The sequence below is a fragment of the Streptomyces sp. NPDC057939 genome (assembly GCF_042887545.1).
In the GTDB taxonomy this organism is placed as follows: domain Bacteria; phylum Actinomycetota; class Actinomycetes; order Streptomycetales; family Streptomycetaceae; genus Streptomyces.
On record NZ_JBHVPG010000046.1, the window covers coordinates 26171 to 46745 of the forward strand.

The following is a 20575-nucleotide window of genomic DNA, read 5'->3' on the forward strand; positions in this document are numbered from 1 at the left end:
TCAGAACACCAGGTCCGCGGTCCGCGGGGCCGCGGCGCGGGAGTGGACCGCGTGCAGCCGGATCAACTCCTGCCAGCGGTAGGACATCCCGCCCCAGGGGGTGCGCCCCACCGGCTCCAGGAGCTGTGCGTCCACCAGGATCTCGATCAGGTCCTCGGCGTCCGCCGGTCCAGTGGACAGCACCGACGCGGCCTGCGGCACGGTGAACTCGCCGCCGTCCAGACCGCTCAGCCGCTGGTAGGCGCACGCCGCCTCGGGCTGGAGCTCCGCCACGCTGTCGTCGAGCCGGGCCCGCAGGGAGTCCTCCCCGATGCTCAGCTCGTCCAGGCAGTCCGCGGACTTCTCCAGGCGCCGTACGAGGTCGCTGACGTGCCAGTGCTGCTTGGTCAGCAGTTTGGCCGCGGCCGCGCGCAGCGCGAGCGGCATGTGGCCGCAGAGTTCGCCCAGTCGCCCCGCGGCCTCCGGGGACTCCTCGGCCCGACGGTCGCGCAGCACCGCGGAGAGCAGTTGCCGGGACTCCCCGGGCGACAGCGGCCCGATCCGCAGCACCAGGGCGCTGTGCGCCTGCAACAGCTCGTCCAGGCTCGCGCGCCCCGTGATCAGCGTGCAGCTCCCGCCGACGCCGGGCAGCAGGGGACGCACCTGCGCGTAGGAGGTGGCGTGGTCGAGGAGCACGAGCACCCGCTTGCCGTCCAGCCGGGCCCGGTACAGCCGGGCCGCCTCCTCGACGTCCGACGGCAGCGGGCCCGTCGCGCCCAACTGCCGCAGGAAGCCGTGCAGCACGGCCGGGGTGCCCTGGCGCAGGTCCGCGAAGAGGAGGCCGTCGGGGAACCGGTCGGCGGACCGGCGCGCCCAGTGGACGGCGAGGCCGGACTTGCCGATGCCGGGGCTTCCGGTGAGGTGGGCGATCGGCGCGCCGCCGCGGGCCGCGGCGGTCAGCAGCACGTCGTCCATGACGGAACGCTCGCGCTCGTGCCCGGTGAAGAGCGGGTCCTCCCCGGGCAGTCGGGAGGCCGGCGGTTGTTCCGGCTTCGCGGGAGCGGCCGGGAAACCGGGGACGGCGGGCCGGGGCAGTTCGTCGCGCAGGATGGAGTCGTGGAGCATCTGCAGCTCCACGCTCAGTTCCAGGCCGATCTCCTCGATGGAATGACGGGTGCCCTCGCGGAAGGTGTTCAGGGCCTCGGCGCGGCGTCCCGCCCGGTATTGGGCGAGCATCAGGTAGAAACGCAGGCGGTCGCGCAGCGGATTCGTACTCACCAGTACGCGGAGTTCTCCCAGTAAGGCGTGGTGTTCGCCCAACTGGAGGCGCAGCGCCATGTGCTGCTCCACGGCCAGCAGGCGTTGCTCGTCGAGCCGGGTCGCCTCGCTCTCGACGAATTGCGCGTACACCCCGCCGAGGGCCGGCCCGCGCCAGAGGGACAGGGCCTCCCGCAGCGCCCCCTCCGCCTCGGTGTGCCGCGATTCGGCCGCCCAACCGGCGGACCGGTGGACGAGTTGCTCGAACCGCAGGGAGTCGAGCGTGTGCCCGCTCAGGCTCAGCATGTATCCGGGCGGGGCGGTGACGATGGTCTCCCGTTCGCAGCCCGCGGCCCGGAAGGCCTTGCGCAGAGCGGCGATGCAGATGGCGACCTGGGTGCGGGCGGTGCTGGGAGGCCGTCCGTCCCAGACCTTCTCGATCAGCGAGTCGAAGGACACGACCCGGTTGGGCGAGAGCAGGAGCACCGAGAGCACGGCCCGCTGTCGCGGTCCGCCGAGCGGGAGGCTCCGTCCGTCCAGCCGCACTTCGAGGGGACCGAGGGTCCTGAACTCCAGTACGGCATCGGGTACCGGCCCGGAGGCGTTTCGGGCCGGCCGTCTACTTTGCTCGAAATCTGCTATTTCCTGCTCTGCTGCCATGGTGTCGTGACCCCCGTCATTGATGACACGCGTGTGAATCTTGTTCCTGGGAAATCGCTGCGGCGGAATATGCCCGGATGATCGATGTTCCGCTTCGGCGGTGGCGAGGTTGTGGGGTGTCACCCCTACCTTCGGTAAGGATACGGAACTGTCGTGCCCTCACCGCTTGACTCTCGATGGGGCCGGAGTTGTTTTCCGATCGCGCGGTGGAATTATCCCGCGTTGTCGGCGCTTTATTCCGGTTGTCGAGATGAAAAGGGCGAAAGGGACGCCCGGCGGGTGCCGGACGTCCCTTTCGCGTGGGCGGAACGGGGGATTGCCGCCCGGTGGGCTCAACCGTCGATAAGACGGCGACGACTACGAGCCCACACGAATTCGAGCACCAGGCCGGCGACCGCGGCCGCGGCCACCGCCGCTCCCGGTGCGGAGGTGCCGATCAGCTCCAGTTGGAAGAACTCCTGGAGGTACGGGACCACCAGCACGACCGCGAACGACGTCGCCATGGTCAGCACCAGCAGGACGCGCCACCAGGTGTACGGACGGGCCACGATGGCCAGCGCCCACAGGGCCGTCAGGAACAGCGTCAGCGTCGCCGCCGAGGTCTCCGCGTCCAGGTCGTCCGCGTACACCGACCGCGCGTACATGTAGGACACGGACGTCGCGAGGGCCGCCAACGCCCCCGCCGGCACGGCGAACCACAGGACCCGGCCCACGAAGTGCGGTCGTGCCCGCTCGGAGTTGGGGGCCAGCGCCAGGAAGAAGGCCGGGATCCCGATGGTCAGCGACCCGATGAGGGTGATGTGCCGGGGCAGGAACGGGTACGGCACCTGGGCGATGACGACGACCAGGGCCATCAGCACCGAGTACATCGTCTTGGTGAGGAACAGGTTGGTGACGCGCTCGATGTTGCCGATGACCCGACGTCCCTCCGCGACCACCGAGGGCAGCGACGCGAAGCTGTTGTCGAGCAGCACGATCTGGGCCACGGCCCGGGTCGCGGGACTGCCGGCGCCCATGGCCACGCCGATGTCGGCGTCCTTGAGCGCGAGCACGTCGTTGACGCCGTCGCCGGTCATCGCCACGGTGTGGCCGCGCGACTGGAGGGCCAGCACCATGTCCCGCTTCTGCTGCGGGCCGACCCGGCCGAAGACCGAGTGCTTCTCGACGGCGTCGGCGAGGGCCTTCGGGTCGTCGGGGAGGTCGCGGGCGTCCACCGGGTCGTCGGCGCCGGGCAGGTTCAGGCTCCGGGCTACGGCCCCGACGGACAGCGCGTTGTCACCCGAGATCACCTTGACCGCGACGCCCTGCTCGGCGAAGTACCGCAGCGTGGCGGGCGCCTCCTCGCGGATGCGCTGCCTGATCACCACGAGCGCGCAGGGCACAGCGCTCCCGGGGACCGCCGACGGATCGTCCTGCAGCGCGCCGAGCGGGCGCGAGGACCGGGCCAGCAGGAGCACGCGCAGGCCCAGCGAGCCGTGGGAGTCGGCCGTGGCGAGCACCGGGTGCCCGGCGGGAAGCATCGTGTCGGGGGCTCCGAGGAGCCAGGAGTCCTCCTCGCCCGAAGGTCGGAGGAAGGTCGCGCCGCTCCAGCGGCGGGCCGAGGAGAACGGGGCGTTCGCGCGCCGCTCCCAGCCCTCGGGCGCCGGGTGCGAGTCGACGATGGCCTGCATGCTGGCGTTCGGCCGCTCGTCGGCCGCGCCCAGCGCGCCCAGCACCTCCTCGACGGGCAGGCCCGGCTCCAGCCGGATCACCCGGTCGACGTCCATGGCCGTCTCGGTGAGCGTCCCGGTCTTGTCCAGGCACACCACGTCCACCCGGGCGAGCCCCTCGATGGCGGGCAGCTCCTGGACCAGCGCCTTGCGCTTGCCCAGTCGTACGACGCCCACCGCGAAGGCCAGCGAGGTCAGCAGGACCAGGCCCTCCGGCACCATGGGCACCAGACCGCCCACCATGCGACGGATCGCCTCGGGCACGTCGTCGTCGTTCACCATCAGCTGGGTGATGATCAGTGCGATGCCCGCGGGGACGATCGCGAAGGTGACGAACTTCAGGATCCGGTCGATCCCGTTGCGCAGTTCCGAGTTGACCAGGGTGAACCGCCTCGCCTCGTCGGCGAGTTGCGAGGCGTAGGCCTCACGTCCGACCCGGGTGGCGGTGAAGGCGCCGGTGCCGGCGACGACGAAGCTGCCGGACATCACCGTGTCGCCGGGCAGCTTGAGGACCGGGTCGGCCTCGCCCGTCAGGAGCGACTCGTCGATCTCCAGGCCGTCGGCCGCGATGACCGTGCCGTCGACGACGACCTTGTCGCCCTGCCCCAGCTCGATCGTGTCGTCGATGACGACCTCGGAGGAGCCGATCGTGACGCGTTTGCCGTCCCGCCGGACCCGTGGGCGGCTCTCGCCGACGATGGCGAGCTGGTCCAGGGTCCGCTTGGCGCGCACCTCCTGGATGATGCCGATCATCGTGTTGGCGAGGATGACCCCGCCGAACAGGCCGTCCTGGACCGGGCCGACGACCATGACGATGCCGAACAGCACCCCGATGATCGCGTTGATCCGGGTGAACAGGTTGGCCCGCACGATCTCGCCGATGCTGCGGCTCGACTGGGCCGGCACGTCGTTGACCCGGCCGTCGGCGACCCGCTCGGCCACCTCGGCCGTCGTCAGCCCGACGATCTCCCCGGTGCGCGGCACGCCCTGGGCGGGAACGGCGGCACCGACGGCGCCGCCGACACCGGTGGCTTCGGAGCCGGCTCCTTCGAGCCCTTCCAACCGTCTCTTCATCCTCCGGTGCCCTCCGTGCTCGTCACTCCGCGGTGCCGTTCGCCGTGCACCCCGACGGTAGGAGGTCCTCCCCGGTGGTCACCAGGCACGAAGGACGTCCTTCTGAATTGACTTTCGACAGGGTCGGACGCCGCTCGTGGCAGGGTCCGGCGGGGCCGCGACGGCCGGCTTGCCGGTGCCGTACACCAGCAAGGGCCGATTGTGGGCCTGCCCGGCCTGTGCGCGACCGGAGTCCGGCTGGAGCGGCACCCGATGCGGCGCCGGACGCCGGAGCGAACCCGGCCGGAGGCCCCGCGCGGCCGCGGGCCGCGGAAAACGGATGGATACCCGAGGGAAAGAGCCCGCTCCTAGCGTCGTCGGCGGATCCCACCCGACCATCCCATGCACCGCGACGCGGAGGAGCCCCACCCCATGCAGACCACGACGAGCGGGTACCTCGTGCGCGGGAACGACCTCCGCGGTCAGGTCGACGAACTGGACCGGCTGCACCCGGACCTGCACGCCGTGACCGACCCCGGGCGGCTCGCCGCCTTCGAGGCCGAGCTGCGCGAAGGGCCCGTCCGGCACGACGACTTCGGGGCCGACACGGAGAAGAGCCGGGGCACCGAGTACGTCCAGGCCCAGACGCTGAACCCGCGGGCCCGCGCCACGGGCATCCGCAACCTGCTGGCGCTGGCGGGCCCCACGCGGCCCGCGCCCGGCACGGAGCGTCCGGTGCTCGTCGACCTCCTCGGTGGCGACGGCCTCGTCCGGAAGGTGTGCGAGGAACTGGGCATCGGCGACTTCAACATCCTGACCTGCGACGCCTCCGAGCACATGGTGGAGTCGGCCTGGGCCGCCGGAATGCCCGCGCTGCTCCAGCGCGCCGAGCGTCCGTTGCTGCGGGACGCGTCGGTCGACGCGGTGCTCCTGGCGTACGGCTCGCACCACGTGGACCCCTCGGCCCGCCAGGAGTTGACCTCCGAGGCCTTCCGCGTGCTGCGGCCCGGCGGGACGTTCATCCTGCACGACTTCCTCGTCGGCTCGCCCGTCGACGTCTGGTTCGAGCAGGTCACCGACCCGTACTCGGCGACCGGGCACAAGTTCGCCCACTTCACCCGCGACGAGATCGAGGGCTACCTGGAGCAGGCGGGCTTCGACACGTACGAGGTGGTGGAGATCGACGACCCGTACACCGCGGTCGGTGCCACCCCGGAGGCCGCAGAGATCGAGATCGGCCGCTACCTGCTGAACATGTACGGGCTGGTGAAGGTCTTCGAGGGGCGCACCGAGGAGGAGGCCTACCGGTGGGTGACCGACACCGCGAAGGCGATCTTCCGGTACCCGGCTGGCCCCGACGGTTCGTCGGGCGGGAGCGAGCTGGTCCGGGAGGAGGCCACCGGCCTGTGGCGCCTGACCATTCCGCGCCGCGCGGTCGTCGGCGTCGGACGCGCCGCCCCCGCCGCGGGCTGAGCCCGGGAGCCGCCCCGGCCGCTACGCCCGCCCGCCTCCGGTCGCACCGTGCCGGGGGCCGGGGCTAGCGTGGAGGGACCGGGGGGCCTGGCGTTGTGCGGGCAGGAGGCCGGCCATGAGGACACGACGGTGGCGCAGGACCGCGGTGGGAGCGTCCGCGGCGGCTCTGATGGTGGTGCCCCTGGGCGCCGGAGCCGGCGTGGGTCACGCCTCGGACGGCGCCGCGCCGCCGGTCGTCGCCGCCGCACCGGCCGTCGACGACTTCCCGCAGCTCACGCCCGCCCTGGCGGCGCGGTTGGACGCGGCGGTGAAGAAGGTCCTCGCGGAGGCCGCGGTGCCCGGGGTGATGGTGGCGCTGTCGGCGCCGGGCAAGGGCGAGTACGTACGGTCCTTCGGGATCGCGGACAAGGCGACCGGGGCGCCCATGACCACCGACCTGAACATGCGGATCGGCAGCGAGACGAAGACGTTCACGGTGACGGCCCTGCTGCAACTGGTCGACCAGGGCCTGGTGAAGCTCGACGACCCGATCGGCAAGTACGTCGCCGGGGTTCCCAATGGCGACCGGATCACCCTGCGCGAGCTCGCCGGGATGCGCAGCGGGCTGTTCAACTACTCGGAGGACGAGGCCTTCTTCAAGGCCCTGACCAGCGACCCCCGGCGCGAGTTCACCCCGCAGGAGCTGCTCGGGTACTCGTTCCGGCATCCGGTGGTGTTCCAGCCCGGCGCGCGGTTCCAGTACTGCAACACCAACCTGATCCTGCTCGGGCTGGTGATCGAGAAGGTGACCGGGCGCCCGCTCGCGGAGTACGTCAACAAGGGCGTCGTGGCCGAGGCCGGGCTGAAGCGGACGCTCTTCCCGGTCGGCGCGGAGTTCCCGGAGCCGCACGCCCACGGCTACACCGACCAGACGGCCTCGGGGAAGACGGCCGACGCCACCGACTGGAACCCCTCGTGGGGGTGGGCGGCCGGCGCGATGATCTCCGACCTGGGTGACCTGAGGAGTTGGGCGAAGACCTTGGCCACCGGCACCCTGCTCACCCCAGCCACCCAGGCCCAGCGGCTGAAGGTGACGCCGGCGGGCAACCTCCCCGACACGGGCTACGGCCTGGGCATCTTCAACGTCGACGGCTGGATCGGGCACAACGGCTCGCTGCCCGGCTACGAATCGCTGACCGTGTACCTGCCGCAGTCGCAGGCCACCTTGGTGGTGCTGCTCAACACGGACATCCCGTACCGGGGCAGCGAGCCCAGTTCGCTGTTCGGCGAGGCGATCACGAGGATCGTGACCCCGGAGCACCTCTTCAGGCTGCCCGCCCAGCCCGTCACCGCGCACTGACGGCCCGGGGCCGGTGCGCGGCCCCGGGGGCCCGCCCCCGCACAATGGGGCCTCGGCACGTGCGGACCAGGGAGTTTTCATGCGGGAGCAGGCAGCGGCGGGACCCGGCGGCGGGCAGGGCGCGGACGGCGCGGCGGTGGTGCTGCGCGTCGCGGGGGAGGCGGACCTCGACGTGGCCGCGGAACTCTTCCGCGGCTACCTCGACTTCTACGAGGTGAAGGTGGAGGACCCCGCCGGCCCGCGGGCGTTCCTCGCGGAGCGGATCGCGAAGGACGAGTCCCTCGTGCTGCTGGCCGAGGTCCCCGGGGTCGGCACGGTCGGCTTCGCACAGGTCTACCGGGCCTTCTCCTCGCTCACCCTGAGCACCGCGTGGATCCTCAACGACCTGTACGTGGCCCCCGCCGGTCGCCGCACCGGCGCGGGTCGGGCGCTGCTGCGCGACGTGGTGCGCCGGGCGCGGGAGGCCGGGGTGGCCGGGGTGCAGTTGGAGACGGCGTACGACAACCTCGTCGCGCAAGGGCTGTACGAGTCCGAGGGGTTCGTCCGCGAGGAGTTCCACGTCTACTTCCACGATCTGGGCTGACCGGTGAAACATTCCTCCGACGCCGTCGCGTCAATGGGGTGAGACGGACGCGAGGGGGAGTGCATGCGGCAGGGTCGAAGAGACGGGTTCCGTGAGTTCGCGGCGGGCCGGTCGGGGCATCTGTACCGATCGGCCTGTCTGCTGGCGAGCGGGGACACCCATCTCGCCGAGGACCTGGTGCAGGAGACCCTGGGGCGGATGTACCTGCTGTGGGGGCGGATCTCCCGCATCGACAACCCGGCGGCCTACGCCCAGACGGTGCTGGTCCGGGCCTTCCTCACCCATCAGCGGCGCCGCTCGGCGGGGGAGCGTCCCGTCGGTGACTTCCCCGAGCCGGGCGGACACCAGGCCGGCGGCGCCGGTGATCCGGTGCTCCGCCTGACGTTGCTGGAGGCGCTCGGTCGGCTCGCGCCCAAGGACCGGGCGGTGTTGGTGCTGCGGTACTGGGAGGACCGGAGCGTCGAGGAGACCGCCGACGCGATGAGCGTCAGCTCGGCGGCCGTGCGGACCCGCTCGTCCCGGGCGCTCGCCCGACTGCGGGACCAACTGGGCGGCAGCCTCGCGGAATTCGCGAGTCACTGACCGCGGTCCCCCGTCCCCGTCGCCCTGTCCGTACCGTCGCCCACCCCCACCCAAGAGCGGAAGGTTTCATTCCCCATGCCCTTCGAAGATGAGCTCGGCGAAGCCCTCCGCAGCGCGGGCGCCGGATTCACCCCGGACTCCCGAGCCCTGGTGGACGCCGGTGAGCGGCGCGGCCGGCGCCTGGTGGCCCGCCGCCGGGCCGCCGTCGTCGGCGGATCGACGCTGGCCCTGGCCCTCGTCGGGACGGCAGGCGCCTGGACCACCGGCCTCTTCGACCTCGGCACCGGCGGCGAGGTGGCCGCGGCCCCGCGGTTGCCGACGACCGCACCCGTCGGCGGCGCACCGTCGCGGATCGGCACCGGGGCCGTCAGCGCCGACCAACTGATCGCGGTCCTGCGGGAGCTCACGGCACCGGCCGTCCTGACGGACGGCGTGGCCCGCGGTACCGGGGACGAGCCCGGCCCGCACGTCGGGGGCGTGCTGGACGACGGCAAGGGCAAGGGCGGCATCGGCGTGACCCTGACCCGTATCGACCCGGTCGGCGGGATGGCCACCGAGATGACGACCTGCCCCGACCGCAAGGCCGTCAAGTACGTCGACTCCTGCGTGGAGGAGAAACTCGCCGACGGCTCCCGGCTGCTGCTCATCCAGTCGTACGTCTACGACGACGAGCGCAAGGACGCCAAGGACTGGCGGGCCACCCTGGCCACCCCCGAGGGGTTCCTCGTCGACGCGACCGAGGTCAACGCGCCCACCGAGAAGGACTCCGCGGTCACCCGGCCCGACCCGGTGCTGACGATGGCCCGGATGAAGGCCCTCGTGCTCTCCGAGAAGTGGCGGCCGGCCCTGAACGACCTTCCGGCGGCTCCCCCGGAGCACAAGCCCGGGGACTCGAAGCCGGCCGAGGTGGTCGCCAAGGACGCCCTGGGCCTGCTCCTGCGCAAGCACGGGATCCCCGTCGTCGACCGGGGCGGCGAGGGCGGCTACGGCTTCGCGGTCCTCGACGACGGCAAGGGCAGGTCGATGGTGGAGCTCGTCATCGAGCAGATGAAGGACAGCGGGAGCTTCCCCGAGGACGCCGTCACCCAGCCGGGCGGAATCCGGATGAAGGTGACGCAGCAGCCCGCCGAGAAGAACGGCTCGGGGGTGGTCCGCTGGACGGTGGACACCCTGCGCCCCGACGGGAAGCGCCTGACGGTCTCCGGGTACAACGCGCCCAAGCAGACCGGGACCCCGAGCCGCCCGACGCCCGCGCTCACCCTGGCCCAGCTCAAGGAGATCGTCCTGGACGACGCGTGGAAGGCCGCCTGGAAGCGCTGACGGGCCCGCCGGCCGGGATCCCCTCGCACACCCCTACTTCGCGTCGGCGTAGCACTCCACGACGGCCGTGGTGAACGGGAACCGGACCGGGGTGTCGCCGAAGGCGATCCGGCCCGCCCGGTCACCGGCGGCGCGGATCGCCTCCGCGACCGCCCCGGCCTCCTCGGCGGGGCAGTGCACGATCACCTCGTCGTGCTGGAAGAACACCAGCTCGGCCCGCATCCCGACGGTGGCCTGGCGCAGCGCCGCGAGCAGCAGCAGCGCCCAGTCGGCGGCGCTGCCCTGCACCACGAAGTTACGGGTGAACCGGCCGCGGGCCCGGGTGTTGGTGGAGGCGTAGCTCGGGGTCCAGCCGTCCTCGCGGTCCTGCGGCACCCCGGCCTCGCCGTCGTCCTCGGCGGGCGCGAAGGGCGGCGGGCAGGTGCGGCCCAGCCAGGTCCGTACGAGCCGCCCCTCCTCCCCGGCGCGGGCGGCGTCGTCGACGTAGGCCACGGCGCGGGGGAAGCGGCGGCGCAGCGCGGCCAGGTTCTTCAGGCCGTCGCCGGAGGTCTGGCCGTAGACGGCGCCGAGCACGGCCAGCTTGGCCATGTCCCGGTCGCCGGAGAAGCCCTGGCGGGAGATGGCCGTGTAGAGGTCCTCGGGGCGCCCGGCCACCTCCATGAAGGCGGGGTCGCGGGAGATCGCGGCGAGGACCCGCGGCTCCATCTGGTCGGCGTCGGCGACGACGAGCCGCCAGCCGGGGTCGGCGACGACGGCCCGACGGATCACCTTGGGGATCTGCAGCGCCCCGCCGCCGTTGGTCACCCAGCGGCCGGTGAGGGTGCCGCCGGGCACGAACTCGGGTCGGAACCGGCCGTCGTGGACCCAGTCGGCGAGCCAGGACCAGCCGTGCGCGGTGTAGATCCGGTACAGCTTCTTGTACGCGATCAGGGGCTCCACGGCCGGGTGGTCCAGCTCCTGGATCTCCCAGCGGCGGGTGGACTTCAGCTTGATCCCGGCCTCGGCGAACGCCTTGATCACGTCGGCGGGGAGGTCCGGGCGCACCCGGCGCCCGAACGCGGAAGACACCTCGTCGGCGAGTTCGGCCAGCCTGCGGGGCTCGCCGCGCCCGGCGTAGCGCTCGCCGAGCAACTCGGTCAGCAGGGCGCGGTGCACGTCGGTCCGCCAGGGCAGGCCCGCGCGGTGCATCTCGGCGGCGATGAGGAAGGCGGCGGACTCGGCCGCGACGAGCAGCCGCATCCGGTCGGGGTGGGCGGTGGCGGCGAGGCGCCGCTCCTGGTCGGCGTGGACCGCGAGCAGGGCGTCGAGGGGCACCGGGACGGCGGGCCGCGGCTCGAAGAGGGAGTCCTGGGTGCCCGGCTCCGCGGCCCGCTGCGGCGGATCGGGCGGTACGGGGCCGCCGGTGAGGCGGGCCAGGGCGGCGGCCGCCGAACGGGGTTCGCCGGACCGGCCCTCGTGCCCGAGGAGCAGCAGCTCGGCGTCCTCGATGTCGTAGCACCGCTCGACGCGTACGCCGGCGGCGAGCAGGCGGGGGTACACGGCGGCCGTGGAACGCCACACCCAGCGGGTGCCCGCGGGCGCGGCCCGGATCGCCTCCGCGGGGTCGCGGACGCTGATCCGGTCCCCGACCGCGGGGGGCACGGGCGCGGCGTGCCACCAGCCGTCACCGTGCTCGGACTCGGCGAGGGCCCACCGGCCGGCTTGGTCGCTCACGGGTGCGAGTCTCCCACCGGGGTCCGACACCCCGCCCCCGCCACGACCACGGACCCGGAACCACGGCCCCCGGAACCACGACCCCCGGAACCACCGCCCCCGCCACCCCGGCCACCGTCCCACCGCCGCCGCGATCACCTGTCGTACGCGCTCGCGCACCGCCACCGCGACGGCCGCCGACCGGCCGGGCCCCGTCAGCGCGCCCGGCCGACGGCCGCCGCGTACACCGCCAGGGCGGAGCGGGGCGGCCCGGGCAGGAGGGCGCGCAGGGTGCCGGTGTCCGGCGCGTCCAGGAAGCCCGCCGCGGCGGCGGAGTACGTACCGACGACCATCGGCACCTGGAAGTCGGCCGCGCCGGACCCCGCGAGGGCGGTCCGGGCCTCCTCCAGGGTGCCCGGGGCGTACCGCGCCCCCACCGCCGCCGCCAGATCGGCTCCGCCGAGCGGCCGTTCGCCGACCAGCTCGTACGTCCGGCCCGCGTGCGCGTCGGGGGCGAGCGCCACCCGGACCGCGACGTCCGCGAGGTCCTCCCGGGCGACGGCCGTGACCCGGCCCGTGCCCAGCGGCGCGGTGACCAGCCCGTGCGGGTCGGGGGCCGCGAGGGCGGCGAGCAGCTCGGCGTACAGCCCGTTGCGCAGGACGGTCGGCGCCAGCGGGGACTCCCGCAGACGGCGTTCGGTCCAGCGGTGCGCGAGCGCGTACGGCAGGTGGTCGCCGGCGCCGGTGAGGCTGGTGTACACGAGGTGGCGGACCCCGGCCCGCTCGGCCGCGCCGATCGCCGCTTCGTGCCGGGCGATGACCCGGTCGTCCTCCCCGTACCCGGCGGAGACGAGCAGCAGCGTCGAGACCCCGGAGAAGTCGAGGGTCGTCGGGTCGTCGAAGTCCACGCGGACCCGGCCCGGTCCGGCCGGGACGCGGGTGCCGAGGCGGACGTCCGGCCGGCCCGCGAGGCGGCTCGCGATCAGGGAGCCGAGTCCGCCGGAGGCGCCGGTGACCAAGAGCATGGGGAAGTCCTTCGTCCGTGGGGTGGTTGGTTGGACCGACATCGTGTGCGGAAGGCCGCACGGAGCGTAAGGAGGCACATTCATGTCACCAGGGCACACCGCGATAACCACCCCGGCCGCCGACGGACCCGTCGTGAGCTGCGACGACGACTGCGGCATCCGGGACGTCCTCGACCGGCTCGGCGACAAGTGGTCGGTCCTCGTCGTGGTCCGGTTGGCTTCCGGGACGCACCGGTTCAAGGAGCTCCAGCGCGCGGTGGACGGGGTGTCCCAGCGGATGCTCACCCTCACCCTGCGGCGGCTGGAGCGGGACGGGCTGCTGACGCGCACCGTCCATCCGACGGTGCCCCCGCAGGTCGAGTACGAGCTGACCGCCCTCGGGCACAGCCTCACCCACCTGGTGAAGGGGCTCGCGGACTGGTCGCTCGCGCACCGTCCGGACATCGAGGCCGCCCGCCGGGAGTGGGACGCCACGGCGGACATGCCAAGCTGAGGGGGTGAGTGAGTTCGCCGAGACCGTCGACCGTGCCTTTGCCGCCGCCCTCCACGCCCAGGACGACGCGGGCCTGGACACGGGGGCCTCGCTGCTCGCCGCCGCCCCCGGTGGCTGGGGCGGGACCGGGCGGGAACTGCTGGCGCGCGGGGAGGCGTACGTACGACGGGCCTGGGAGCGGGGCTGGCGGCCGGCGGACGTGCTGCGGTTGGTGCGGCGCGACCTGGAGGACCTCCACCTGGGGATCACCTCCGACCTGATCGCCGCCGAGGCACGCCGCTACGCGCGGCTCCCGGAGCGCTGGACCGACGCCGAGGTGTGGTGGGCGCGGCCCGGCGCCGGCCCGGAGGGCGACCGCGACGGCGACGCCGGGTACGCCGAACAGCTCGCGCGGCGCGCGAAGGCGGACCGGTTCACGCTGGCCACGGCCTTCCTGGAGGTCTTCCGGCTGCTGATCCGGCTGCCCTCGATCGAACCGGTGGGCCCGCTGCCGGGCGATCCGGTCGACGCGCTCGCGGCGCACGCGCACATCGAGCCGCGCATGCTGGGCCGGATCCGGGCCCTGCTCGCGAAGGCCGAGGCGACGACCTACCCCGAGGAGGCGGAGGCGCTCAGCGCCAAGGCCCAGGAACTGATGGCCCGCCACACGGTGGACGAGGCGCTGCTGGCCGTGCGCGGCGGGGCCCCGTCGCAGGTCCCGGGTGCCTGCCGGATCGGGGTCGAGCCGCCGTACGAGGAGGCCAAGGCGGTGCTGCTCGACGCGGTGGCCGGCGCCAACCGCTGCCGGGCGGTGTGGAACAGTGCCTTCGAGTTCTCCACGGTGGTCGGCTTCGAGAGCGACCTGGAGGCCGTGGAACTGCTCCACACCTCGCTGTTGGTGCAGGGCACGGCGGCGATGACCCGGGCCGAGGCCGCGCAGCGCGCCGGCGGCCGCAAGCGGACCAAGACCTTCCGGCAGTCGTTCCTGCTCGCCTACGCCAGCCGGCTCGGTCGCCGGCTCGCCGAGAGCGCCGAGCACGCGACCGCCGAGGCGGCCGGTGAACACGCGGCCGGGGAGGCCCCGGCGTACCTGCCCGCGCTGGTGGCCCGCGACGTCGCCGTCACCTCACGGGCCGACGAGATGTTCCCCCGGACCACGACGACCCGGCTGCGCGGCGCCACCGACCACGCGGGCTGGGAGGACGGCACGGCGGCGGCCGACGCCGCGCACGTGGGCGGCCGCCGGCGCCCCCTGCCCAGGCGCTGACGAACCCCGGTCACCCGCCCCCGCCGGTACCGGGGGTGTCCTGCGACCGCAGCTCGCGCGTCTCCGCCTTCAGGATGCGGACCGACCGGCCCAGCGACCGGGCCATGTCGGGAAGCTTCTTCGAGCCGAACACCAGCAGGCACACCACCAGGACGACGATGAGGTGCCAGGGCTCGACGGCGTTGCGGAGCATGGGCGTTCCACCTTTCGGATGATCCGGAAGCCTTTCGGATGATCCGGAAGTCCTTCCGGACATCGGCCCCATGGAACCGGCCCGGCCGGCCCCTGACAAATCTGAAGAAGTCCTGAAAACCGGCGAAACGTCGATCGGGGTTCGATCGAGGTTAATGTCGGTGCCATGAGCTGGCTCCGGGCCCTGAAGGACACCGCGCGCTCGGGCATGACGGTCACCCGGACCCCGCTGGAGCCCCTCGTCGCGCTGCGGGCGGCCGTGGGACTCGCGATCGTCATCGGCGCGGGCCTCACCCTCCTCGGGCCCGGCGCCGCCGCCAGTTCCGCGTTCGGCGCCTTCATGGCCGCCATCGCCACCTTCCAGCAGAGCTGGCGCCCCCGCCCGGCCCTGGCCCTCGCCTCGGGGCTGACCCTGGCCGTCTCCACGTTCGTCGGCTATCTGGTCGGCGCCTCGCAGACCGGCCTGTTCCTCCTGCTGCTCGCGCTCTGGGCCTTCGTGGCGGGCCTGCTGTGGGCCGCCGGGCCCACCGCGGGGATCATCGCCTCCGGCAACGTCGCGATCATGCTGGTCACCGTCACCCTGCCCACCTCGGTCCCGCAGGCGGCCGGGCACGCGGCGATGATCGCAGCGGGCGGGGTGGTCCAGGCGCTGCTGATCGTGCTCTTCCCGGTGCGCCGCTGGGGCGCCCACCGAGACGCGCTGGCCGACGCGCTCGCCGCCGAGGCCGACTACGCCCGCCGACTGCGCCACGACCCGGTGGCCCCCTTCGACCCGCAGCCCCTGATGAAGGCGCGGGCCGCGGCCACCGTCACCGTCCGCCAGGCCCGCCGGCGCCCCGCCGAGCTGCACGGGGCGCGCGGGCTCGCCGAGCGGATCCGCCCCGTACTGGCCTCGCTGGCCGATCCGGCCGTCGGGGCGCCCGCCGAGGGCCCGGCCCGGGACCGGGTGCGGGAGCTGCTCGCCGCCGCCGCGGTCGTACTGGACCGCGCCGCGCGGGCCATCAGGCAGGGCGAGCCCGTACGGCCGCCCGCGCCCGAACTGGCCGTGCTCAAGGCCCCCGACCTGCCGGAACTGCTCGAAGGGGCGCCGCTGCGGGCCGCCCGCAGGCTCGCCGCGCTGCTGGACGACGTACTGGAGACGGCCGAACCGGGTTCCGGGCGCACCGCCGACCCCGGCGAGGCGATGCTCCGGCCCACGCTGCCGCGGATGGTGCCCCACGTGCTGAAGGCCGTACGGGCCGAGCTGCGCCCGGGATCGCCCGTGCTGCGGCACGCCGTGCGGGTGACGGTCGTGGCCTGCGCCGGGTACCTCATCGGGGGCGCGCTGCCGTTCGGGCACGGCTACTGGGCGCCGATGGCCTCGGTGATGGTGATGCGGCCGGACTTCTCCCAGACCTGGTCCCGGGCCGTGGCCCGGTTCGGCGGCACCCTGGTCGGGGTCGGCGTGGCCACCGCGATCGTGCAGGTGGCGCAGCCGGGGATGTACCTGTCGGGTTTCCTCGCGGTGGTCAGCGCGGGCCTGATGTACGTCCTGATGCGCACCGGGTACGCCGTCGCCCAGACCTTCGTCTCCGCCTACGTCGTCTTCCTGCTGGGGATGGGCGGCGTCCGCTGGGACCAGACCGTGCCCGACCGGATCGCCCTGACCCTGGTGGGCGGGATCCTCGCCATGGTCGGGTACGCCCTCTACCCGGCCTGGGAGACGCCGCGGCTGCGGACCCGGCTCGCCGACTGGCTCGCGGCCGTCGGGCGGTACGCGGCCGCCGTGCTCGGGCAGTACGCGGACCCGGCCGGGGCCCGGCGCGCCGACGTCCGGGAGGCCCTGCTGGAAACCCGCGACGCCCGGATCGCCTGGCAGGAGGCGCTCGACCGGGCCGAGGGGGAGCCGGTGCGCCACCGGGGGCTGTCCCGGGCGGCCGCCGACGGGGCGGGGGACGCGGTGGCCGCCCTCGGACGCAACGCCATGCTGCTGGAGGCGCACCTCCCGGACCGCGCCCACGCCCCCGTTCCCGGCGCCGCCGAGCTCGCCGAGGCGCTGCGCGCGGCGACCGAGGCCGGGGCGCGGGCGGTCCGGGAGCGGCGGGTCCCCGAGTGGGACGGCGTCCGGATCCTGTTGGCCGACTGGAATGCCCCGGAATCGGGTGTTCTGCGGGGGGCCGCCGAGCAGTTGCTGGACTCGCTGGACGAGGTCGCGGAGGCTCTTCGCCCCTGACAGTGATCGATTCGGCACCGCGCGTGCACGTGCATCTGCCCATGCATGCGCTTATGAACACAGCTATGATCCGGTGGAGTTGACATCTGCACTATCGGGGGCTTCCTGTGGACCACGCGTACAACGGGATGGCAGCTGCAGAACTCGCTTCCATGTATGAGCTGACCTGGCAGAAGAGCCGACACAGCAACTCGCAGGGTTCTTGCGTGGAGTTCGCCAGACTGCCCGGCGGCGACGTCGCCATGCGCAATTCGCGCTTCCCGGACGGGCCGGCGCTCGTGTACACGCCTGCCGAGATAGAGGCCCTGCTCCTGGGCGTCAAGGACGGCGAGTTCGATCATTTGATCGGCTGACGGAACAGCGCATCGATTCACGCCATGCACGTGCACTGGCCGGGACTGATCCAAACGATCAACCCCGGCCAGTGGCCCCGTGAGTGTCCCGATTCCGCACCCCGTGCGCGCGGGTTCCGCCGAACCGCGCGCGTCAGTCCTGGAGCAGGAACAGCGCCCAGACGACCTTGCCGGTCAGCCGGCCCGCGAGCGGGTGCCAGCCCCAGCTGTCGCTGTACGCGTCCACCAGGAAAAGCCCCCGCCCCGACTCCAGGTCGCAGTTCTCGTCGGTCCGCTCCGGCACGAACGACCCGCCGGGCCGGTCCTCGCTGGGATCGCGCACCGCGCACACCAGGCGGGTGCTCCACCGCATCAGGTGCAGCCGTACCGCGGGCTCCGGCTCGCCGGAAGGCCGTGCGTCGTCGGGCAGCGCGTGCCGCAGTGCGTTGGTGACGAGTTCGGAGACGACGAGGGAGACGTCGTCGAAGCGGTCGTCGAGGCCCCATTGGGACAGCGTGGACCGGGTGAACGAACGCGCGCCGCGCACCGCGTCGAAGCGGGCGGGCAGACCGCATGACGCGGATCCGGAGACAGCCGTGGGGTCGACCGGGGGCAGCCCCTGCCGTAACGGCTCGAGCATGGTCGATCCATTCGTCCCCATGCGAGGCACTCCCGGGATTCGCGGACGAAGCGGCGGCTCTGTCCATGGAGAACTGCGGGGTGGGTCCAGCGCGCCGGCGCGAAGTGCACGCAGGTGCGCGGCACCATCGTTCCGAATGCCGAAGCCGGATGCAAGGGCAGATGCACGTGCACGCGCCCGCTCCGTCCCTTCCCGTGACGGTTCTTGCTCATTTCTTCCTACGCATACTTACGGACTTCTTTTCCGGGACGCCGGATTCCGTTACAGAACGAGTACGGGCCGATGCGTTTTGGTGGCAGACTGCGGCACCGGGGTACGGGGGCCCCGCCGAGCACGCGCACGCCAGGCGCACACCATCGCGATGGGGAGGGCAGGACCAGTGACCGCAGAAGCCAGCGGTTCTGTGGTGCGACGCATCCTCCTGGGCTCTCAGCTCAGGCGACTCCGAGAATCCCGCGGCATCACCCGTGAGGCGGCCGGCTACTCGATCCGCGCATCCGAATCGAAGATCAGCCGCTTGGAGTTGGGAAGGGTGAGCTTCAAGGCCAGGGACGTCGAAGACCTCCTCACGCTCTACGGAGTGACGGACGACGCCGAGCGCGAGTCCCTGCTGGGGTTGGTCCGCGAGGCCAACGCCACCGGCTGGTGGCACAGCTACGGCGACGTGCTCCCCGGGTGGTTCCAGACGTACATCGGCCTGGAGGGCGCCGCCTCGCTCATCCGCATCTACGAAGTCCAGTTCGTCCACGGTCTCTTGCAGACCGAGGCGTACGCCCATGCCGTCGTCAGTCGGGGCATGCCCGGCGCGAGCGCCGCCGAGATCGACCGCCGCGTCGCGCTGCGCCTGGAGCGGCAGAAGGTCCTGGTCTCCGAGAACGCCCCGATCTTCCACGCCGTGCTCGACGAGGCCGCGCTGCGCCGCCCGTACGGCGACCGCGACGTGATGCGCGGCCAATTGGAACACCTGATCGAAATCAGTCAGCGGCCGAACGTGCAGCTCCAGGTGATGCCGTTCTCCTTCGGCGGCCACGCGGGCGAGAGCGGGGCCTTCACCCTGCTGCGCTTCCCCGAGTCGGACCTCCAGGACATCGTCTATCTGGAACAGCTCACCAGTGCCCTCTACCTGGACAAAGAAGAGGAAGTGGCACAGTACGCGAGGGCGATGCGGCGGCTCCAGGCCGACTGCCCCGATCCCGACAGGACCCGCGATCTCCTGCGAGGACTGCTCCAACTGTCTTGATCCGCACGTACTATGACGTCTGATCAGTGTATGACGACCGACCGGTCTCCGGTGCAGCGCAAGGGTGCGCGCTCGCAGTAAGGGATGGCATGTCCATATTCACCGACCTTGCTCACCAGTACATAGACGGCGAATGGCTGGCCGGCACCGGTTCGTGGGACATCATCGACGTCAACCCGTACAACGGGGAGAAGCTCGCCGCCATCACGGTGGCCACGGTCGAGCAGGTCGACCGGGCCTACCGCGCGGCCGAGCGGGCGCAGAAGGAATGGGCGGCCACCAGCCCGTACGCGAGACGCGCGGTCCTGGAACGCGCGCTGCGCATCACGGAGGAGCGCCAGAAGGAATTCGTCGAGGCGATGATCGACGAGCTCGGCGGGACCCGTCCCAAGGCCGAGTACGAGGTCCACCTCGCGATGGAGTTCCTGCGCGAGGCGGTCCAACTCGCCGTCCGCCCCGAGGCCCGCGTGCTGCCCTCGCTGGTGCAGGGCAAGGAGAACCGGGTCCAGCGCCTGCCCGTCGGGGTCGTCGCCGTGATCAGCCCGTTCAACTTCCCGCTCCTGGTGACCCTCAAGTCGGTCGCCCCGGCGCTGGCCCTGGGCAACGCGGTGGTCATCAAGCCCAACCAGAACGCCCCGGTGTCCGGCGGCGGGATCATCGCCAAGATCTTCGAGGAGGCGGGCCTGCCCGCCGGCCTGCTGAACGTCCTGGTCACGGACATCGCCGAAATAGGCGACGCGATCCTCACCCACCCCGTCCCCAAGGTGATCTCCTTCGCCGGGTCCGACCGCACCGGCCGGCACGTCGGAGCCGTCGCCGCCCGGCACTTCAAGCGGACGGTCCTCGAACTCAGCGGCAACAGCGCCCTGGTCGTCCTCGACGACGCCGACCTCGACTACGCGGTGGACGCGGCCGTCTTCAGTCGCTTCGTCTTCCAGGGCCAGGTCTGCATGGCCGCCAACCGGATCCTCGTCGACGCCTCCGTGGCCGAGGAGTTCACCGAGAAGTTCACCGCCCGGGTGCGCGCCCTGAAGACCGGCGACCCGCGCGAGGCCGACACCCACATCGGTCCGCTCATCAACTCCTTCCAGGCCGACGCCCTGACCGCGCTCGTGGACCGGGCCGTGGAATCCGGTGCGCGGGCACTCGTACGGGGGTCTACGCGCGGCAACCTGGTCGAGCCGACCGTACTGGCCGGGCTCCCGGAGGATTCCCCGCTGCTCACCCAGGAGATCTTCGGCCCCGTCGCGCTGCTGGTCGTCTTCGACGGCGAGGACGAGGCGGTCCGCCTGGCCAACGCCACGCCGTACGGGCTCAGCGGGGCCGTGCACACCCGGAACGTGGAGCGCGGGGTCCGGTTCGCCGGCCGCATCGAGACCGGGATGATCCACGTCAACGACTCGACGATCGGCGACGAGCCCCTCACCGCGTTCGGCGGGGAGAAGGACTCGGGCTTGGGCCGACTGGGCGGGGAGGCCACCGTGGAGGCCTTCACGACCCAGAAGTGGATCTCGGTCCAGCACGGTCGTACCCGGTTCCCGTTCTAGG

At 72.7% G+C, this 20575-nt stretch carries 17 protein-coding genes; 11 read left to right on the forward strand and 6 right to left on the reverse strand.

Annotated elements, in window-relative coordinates:
* Both ACFVS6_RS33450 and ACFVS6_RS33455 read right to left on the reverse strand, forming a co-directional pair.
* Nucleotides 1-1896, reverse strand: coding sequence for a BTAD domain-containing putative transcriptional regulator (locus ACFVS6_RS33450; RefSeq protein WP_389709901.1), 1896 nt, complete (start codon nt 1894-1896; stop codon nt 1-3).
* A 332-nt stretch (nt 1897-2228) separates the two neighbouring features.
* Nucleotides 2229-4679 carry an HAD-IC family P-type ATPase gene (locus tag ACFVS6_RS33455; RefSeq protein WP_389709903.1) on the reverse strand — a complete coding sequence of 817 codons (2451 nt, stop codon included), beginning with the start codon at nt 4677-4679 and terminating at the stop codon, nt 2229-2231.
* 411 nt (nt 4680-5090) lie between these two features.
* Here ACFVS6_RS33455 and ACFVS6_RS33460 point away from each other — a divergent pair, with 411 nt between their 5' ends.
* From ACFVS6_RS33460 to ACFVS6_RS33480, 5 genes are all read left to right on the forward strand, one after another.
* Nucleotides 5091-6131 carry a class I SAM-dependent methyltransferase gene (locus tag ACFVS6_RS33460; protein ID WP_389709905.1) on the forward strand — a complete coding sequence of 347 codons (1041 nt, stop codon included), beginning with the start codon at nt 5091-5093 and terminating at the stop codon, nt 6129-6131.
* A gap of 115 nt (nt 6132-6246) precedes the next feature.
* Nucleotides 6247-7470 (forward strand): serine hydrolase domain-containing protein, encoded by a 1224-nt coding sequence (locus ACFVS6_RS33465; protein WP_389709907.1) that lies wholly within the window; start codon nt 6247-6249, stop codon nt 7468-7470.
* A gap of 79 nt (nt 7471-7549) precedes the next feature.
* A complete protein-coding gene (locus ACFVS6_RS33470; protein WP_389709909.1) occupies nt 7550-8053 on the forward strand; it encodes a GNAT family N-acetyltransferase in 504 nt (167 codons plus the stop codon).
* A gap of 63 nt (nt 8054-8116) precedes the next feature.
* Nucleotides 8117-8635 carry a SigE family RNA polymerase sigma factor gene (locus tag ACFVS6_RS33475; protein ID WP_389709911.1) on the forward strand — a complete coding sequence of 173 codons (519 nt, stop codon included), beginning with the start codon at nt 8117-8119 and terminating at the stop codon, nt 8633-8635.
* A 75-nt stretch (nt 8636-8710) separates the two neighbouring features.
* On the forward strand, nt 8711-9955 hold the full coding sequence (locus ACFVS6_RS33480; protein ID WP_389709913.1) for a hypothetical protein: 1245 nt from the start codon (nt 8711-8713) through the stop codon (nt 9953-9955).
* Nucleotides 9956-9988: 33 nt separating this feature from the next.
* Here the strand turns inward: ACFVS6_RS33480 and ACFVS6_RS33485 are convergent, their stop codons facing one another.
* Together ACFVS6_RS33485 and ACFVS6_RS33490 are read right to left on the reverse strand one after the other, a co-directional pair.
* Nucleotides 9989-11596, reverse strand: a complete 1608-nt coding sequence (locus ACFVS6_RS33485; protein WP_389709960.1) for a bifunctional 3'-5' exonuclease/DNA polymerase — start codon at nt 11594-11596, stop codon at nt 9989-9991.
* Nucleotides 11597-11862: 266 nt separating this feature from the next.
* Nucleotides 11863-12672, reverse strand: a complete 810-nt coding sequence (locus ACFVS6_RS33490; RefSeq protein WP_389709914.1) for an NAD(P)H-binding protein — start codon at nt 12670-12672, stop codon at nt 11863-11865.
* A gap of 82 nt (nt 12673-12754) precedes the next feature.
* On the opposite strand from ACFVS6_RS33490, the gene ACFVS6_RS33495 reads away from it, so the two are divergent.
* A complete protein-coding gene (locus tag ACFVS6_RS33495; protein ID WP_389709916.1) occupies nt 12755-13165 on the forward strand; it encodes a winged helix-turn-helix transcriptional regulator in 411 nt (136 codons plus the stop codon).
* Nucleotides 13166-13169: 4 nt separating this feature from the next.
* Entirely contained in the window at nt 13170-14411 is a 1242-nt protein-coding gene (locus ACFVS6_RS33500; RefSeq protein ID WP_389709918.1) for a DUF2786 domain-containing protein, read from the forward strand.
* Between the two features lie 10 nt (nt 14412-14421).
* Here ACFVS6_RS33500 and tatA read toward each other — a convergent pair whose 3' ends face one another.
* Nucleotides 14422-14604: a Sec-independent protein translocase subunit TatA gene (tatA, locus tag ACFVS6_RS33505; RefSeq protein WP_389709920.1), complete on the reverse strand. Its 183-nt coding sequence runs from the start codon at nt 14602-14604 to the stop codon at nt 14422-14424.
* 165 nt (nt 14605-14769) lie between these two features.
* Here tatA and ACFVS6_RS33510 point away from each other — a divergent pair, with 165 nt between their 5' ends.
* Nucleotides 14770-16815: an FUSC family protein gene (locus ACFVS6_RS33510; protein ID WP_389709922.1), complete on the forward strand. Its 2046-nt coding sequence runs from the start codon at nt 14770-14772 to the stop codon at nt 16813-16815.
* 107 nt (nt 16816-16922) lie between these two features.
* Nucleotides 16923-17168, forward strand: coding sequence for a DUF397 domain-containing protein (locus tag ACFVS6_RS33515; protein WP_281210229.1), 246 nt, complete (start codon nt 16923-16925; stop codon nt 17166-17168).
* 133 nt (nt 17169-17301) lie between these two features.
* Here the strand turns inward: ACFVS6_RS33515 and ACFVS6_RS33520 are convergent, their stop codons facing one another.
* The gene (locus ACFVS6_RS33520; RefSeq protein WP_385581923.1) at nt 17302-17787 is read right to left on the reverse strand and encodes an ATP-binding protein; all 486 of its coding nucleotides are present in this window, start codon (nt 17785-17787) and stop codon (nt 17302-17304) included.
* Nucleotides 17788-18148: 361 nt separating this feature from the next.
* Here ACFVS6_RS33520 and ACFVS6_RS33525 point away from each other — a divergent pair, with 361 nt between their 5' ends.
* Nucleotides 18149-19027 carry a helix-turn-helix domain-containing protein gene (locus ACFVS6_RS33525; protein ID WP_389709924.1) on the forward strand — a complete coding sequence of 293 codons (879 nt, stop codon included), beginning with the start codon at nt 18149-18151 and terminating at the stop codon, nt 19025-19027.
* A gap of 89 nt (nt 19028-19116) precedes the next feature.
* Nucleotides 19117-20574 carry an aldehyde dehydrogenase family protein gene (locus tag ACFVS6_RS33530; protein WP_281210232.1) on the forward strand — a complete coding sequence of 486 codons (1458 nt, stop codon included), beginning with the start codon at nt 19117-19119 and terminating at the stop codon, nt 20572-20574.
* The last annotated feature ends 1 nt before the right edge of the window (nt 20575 follow it).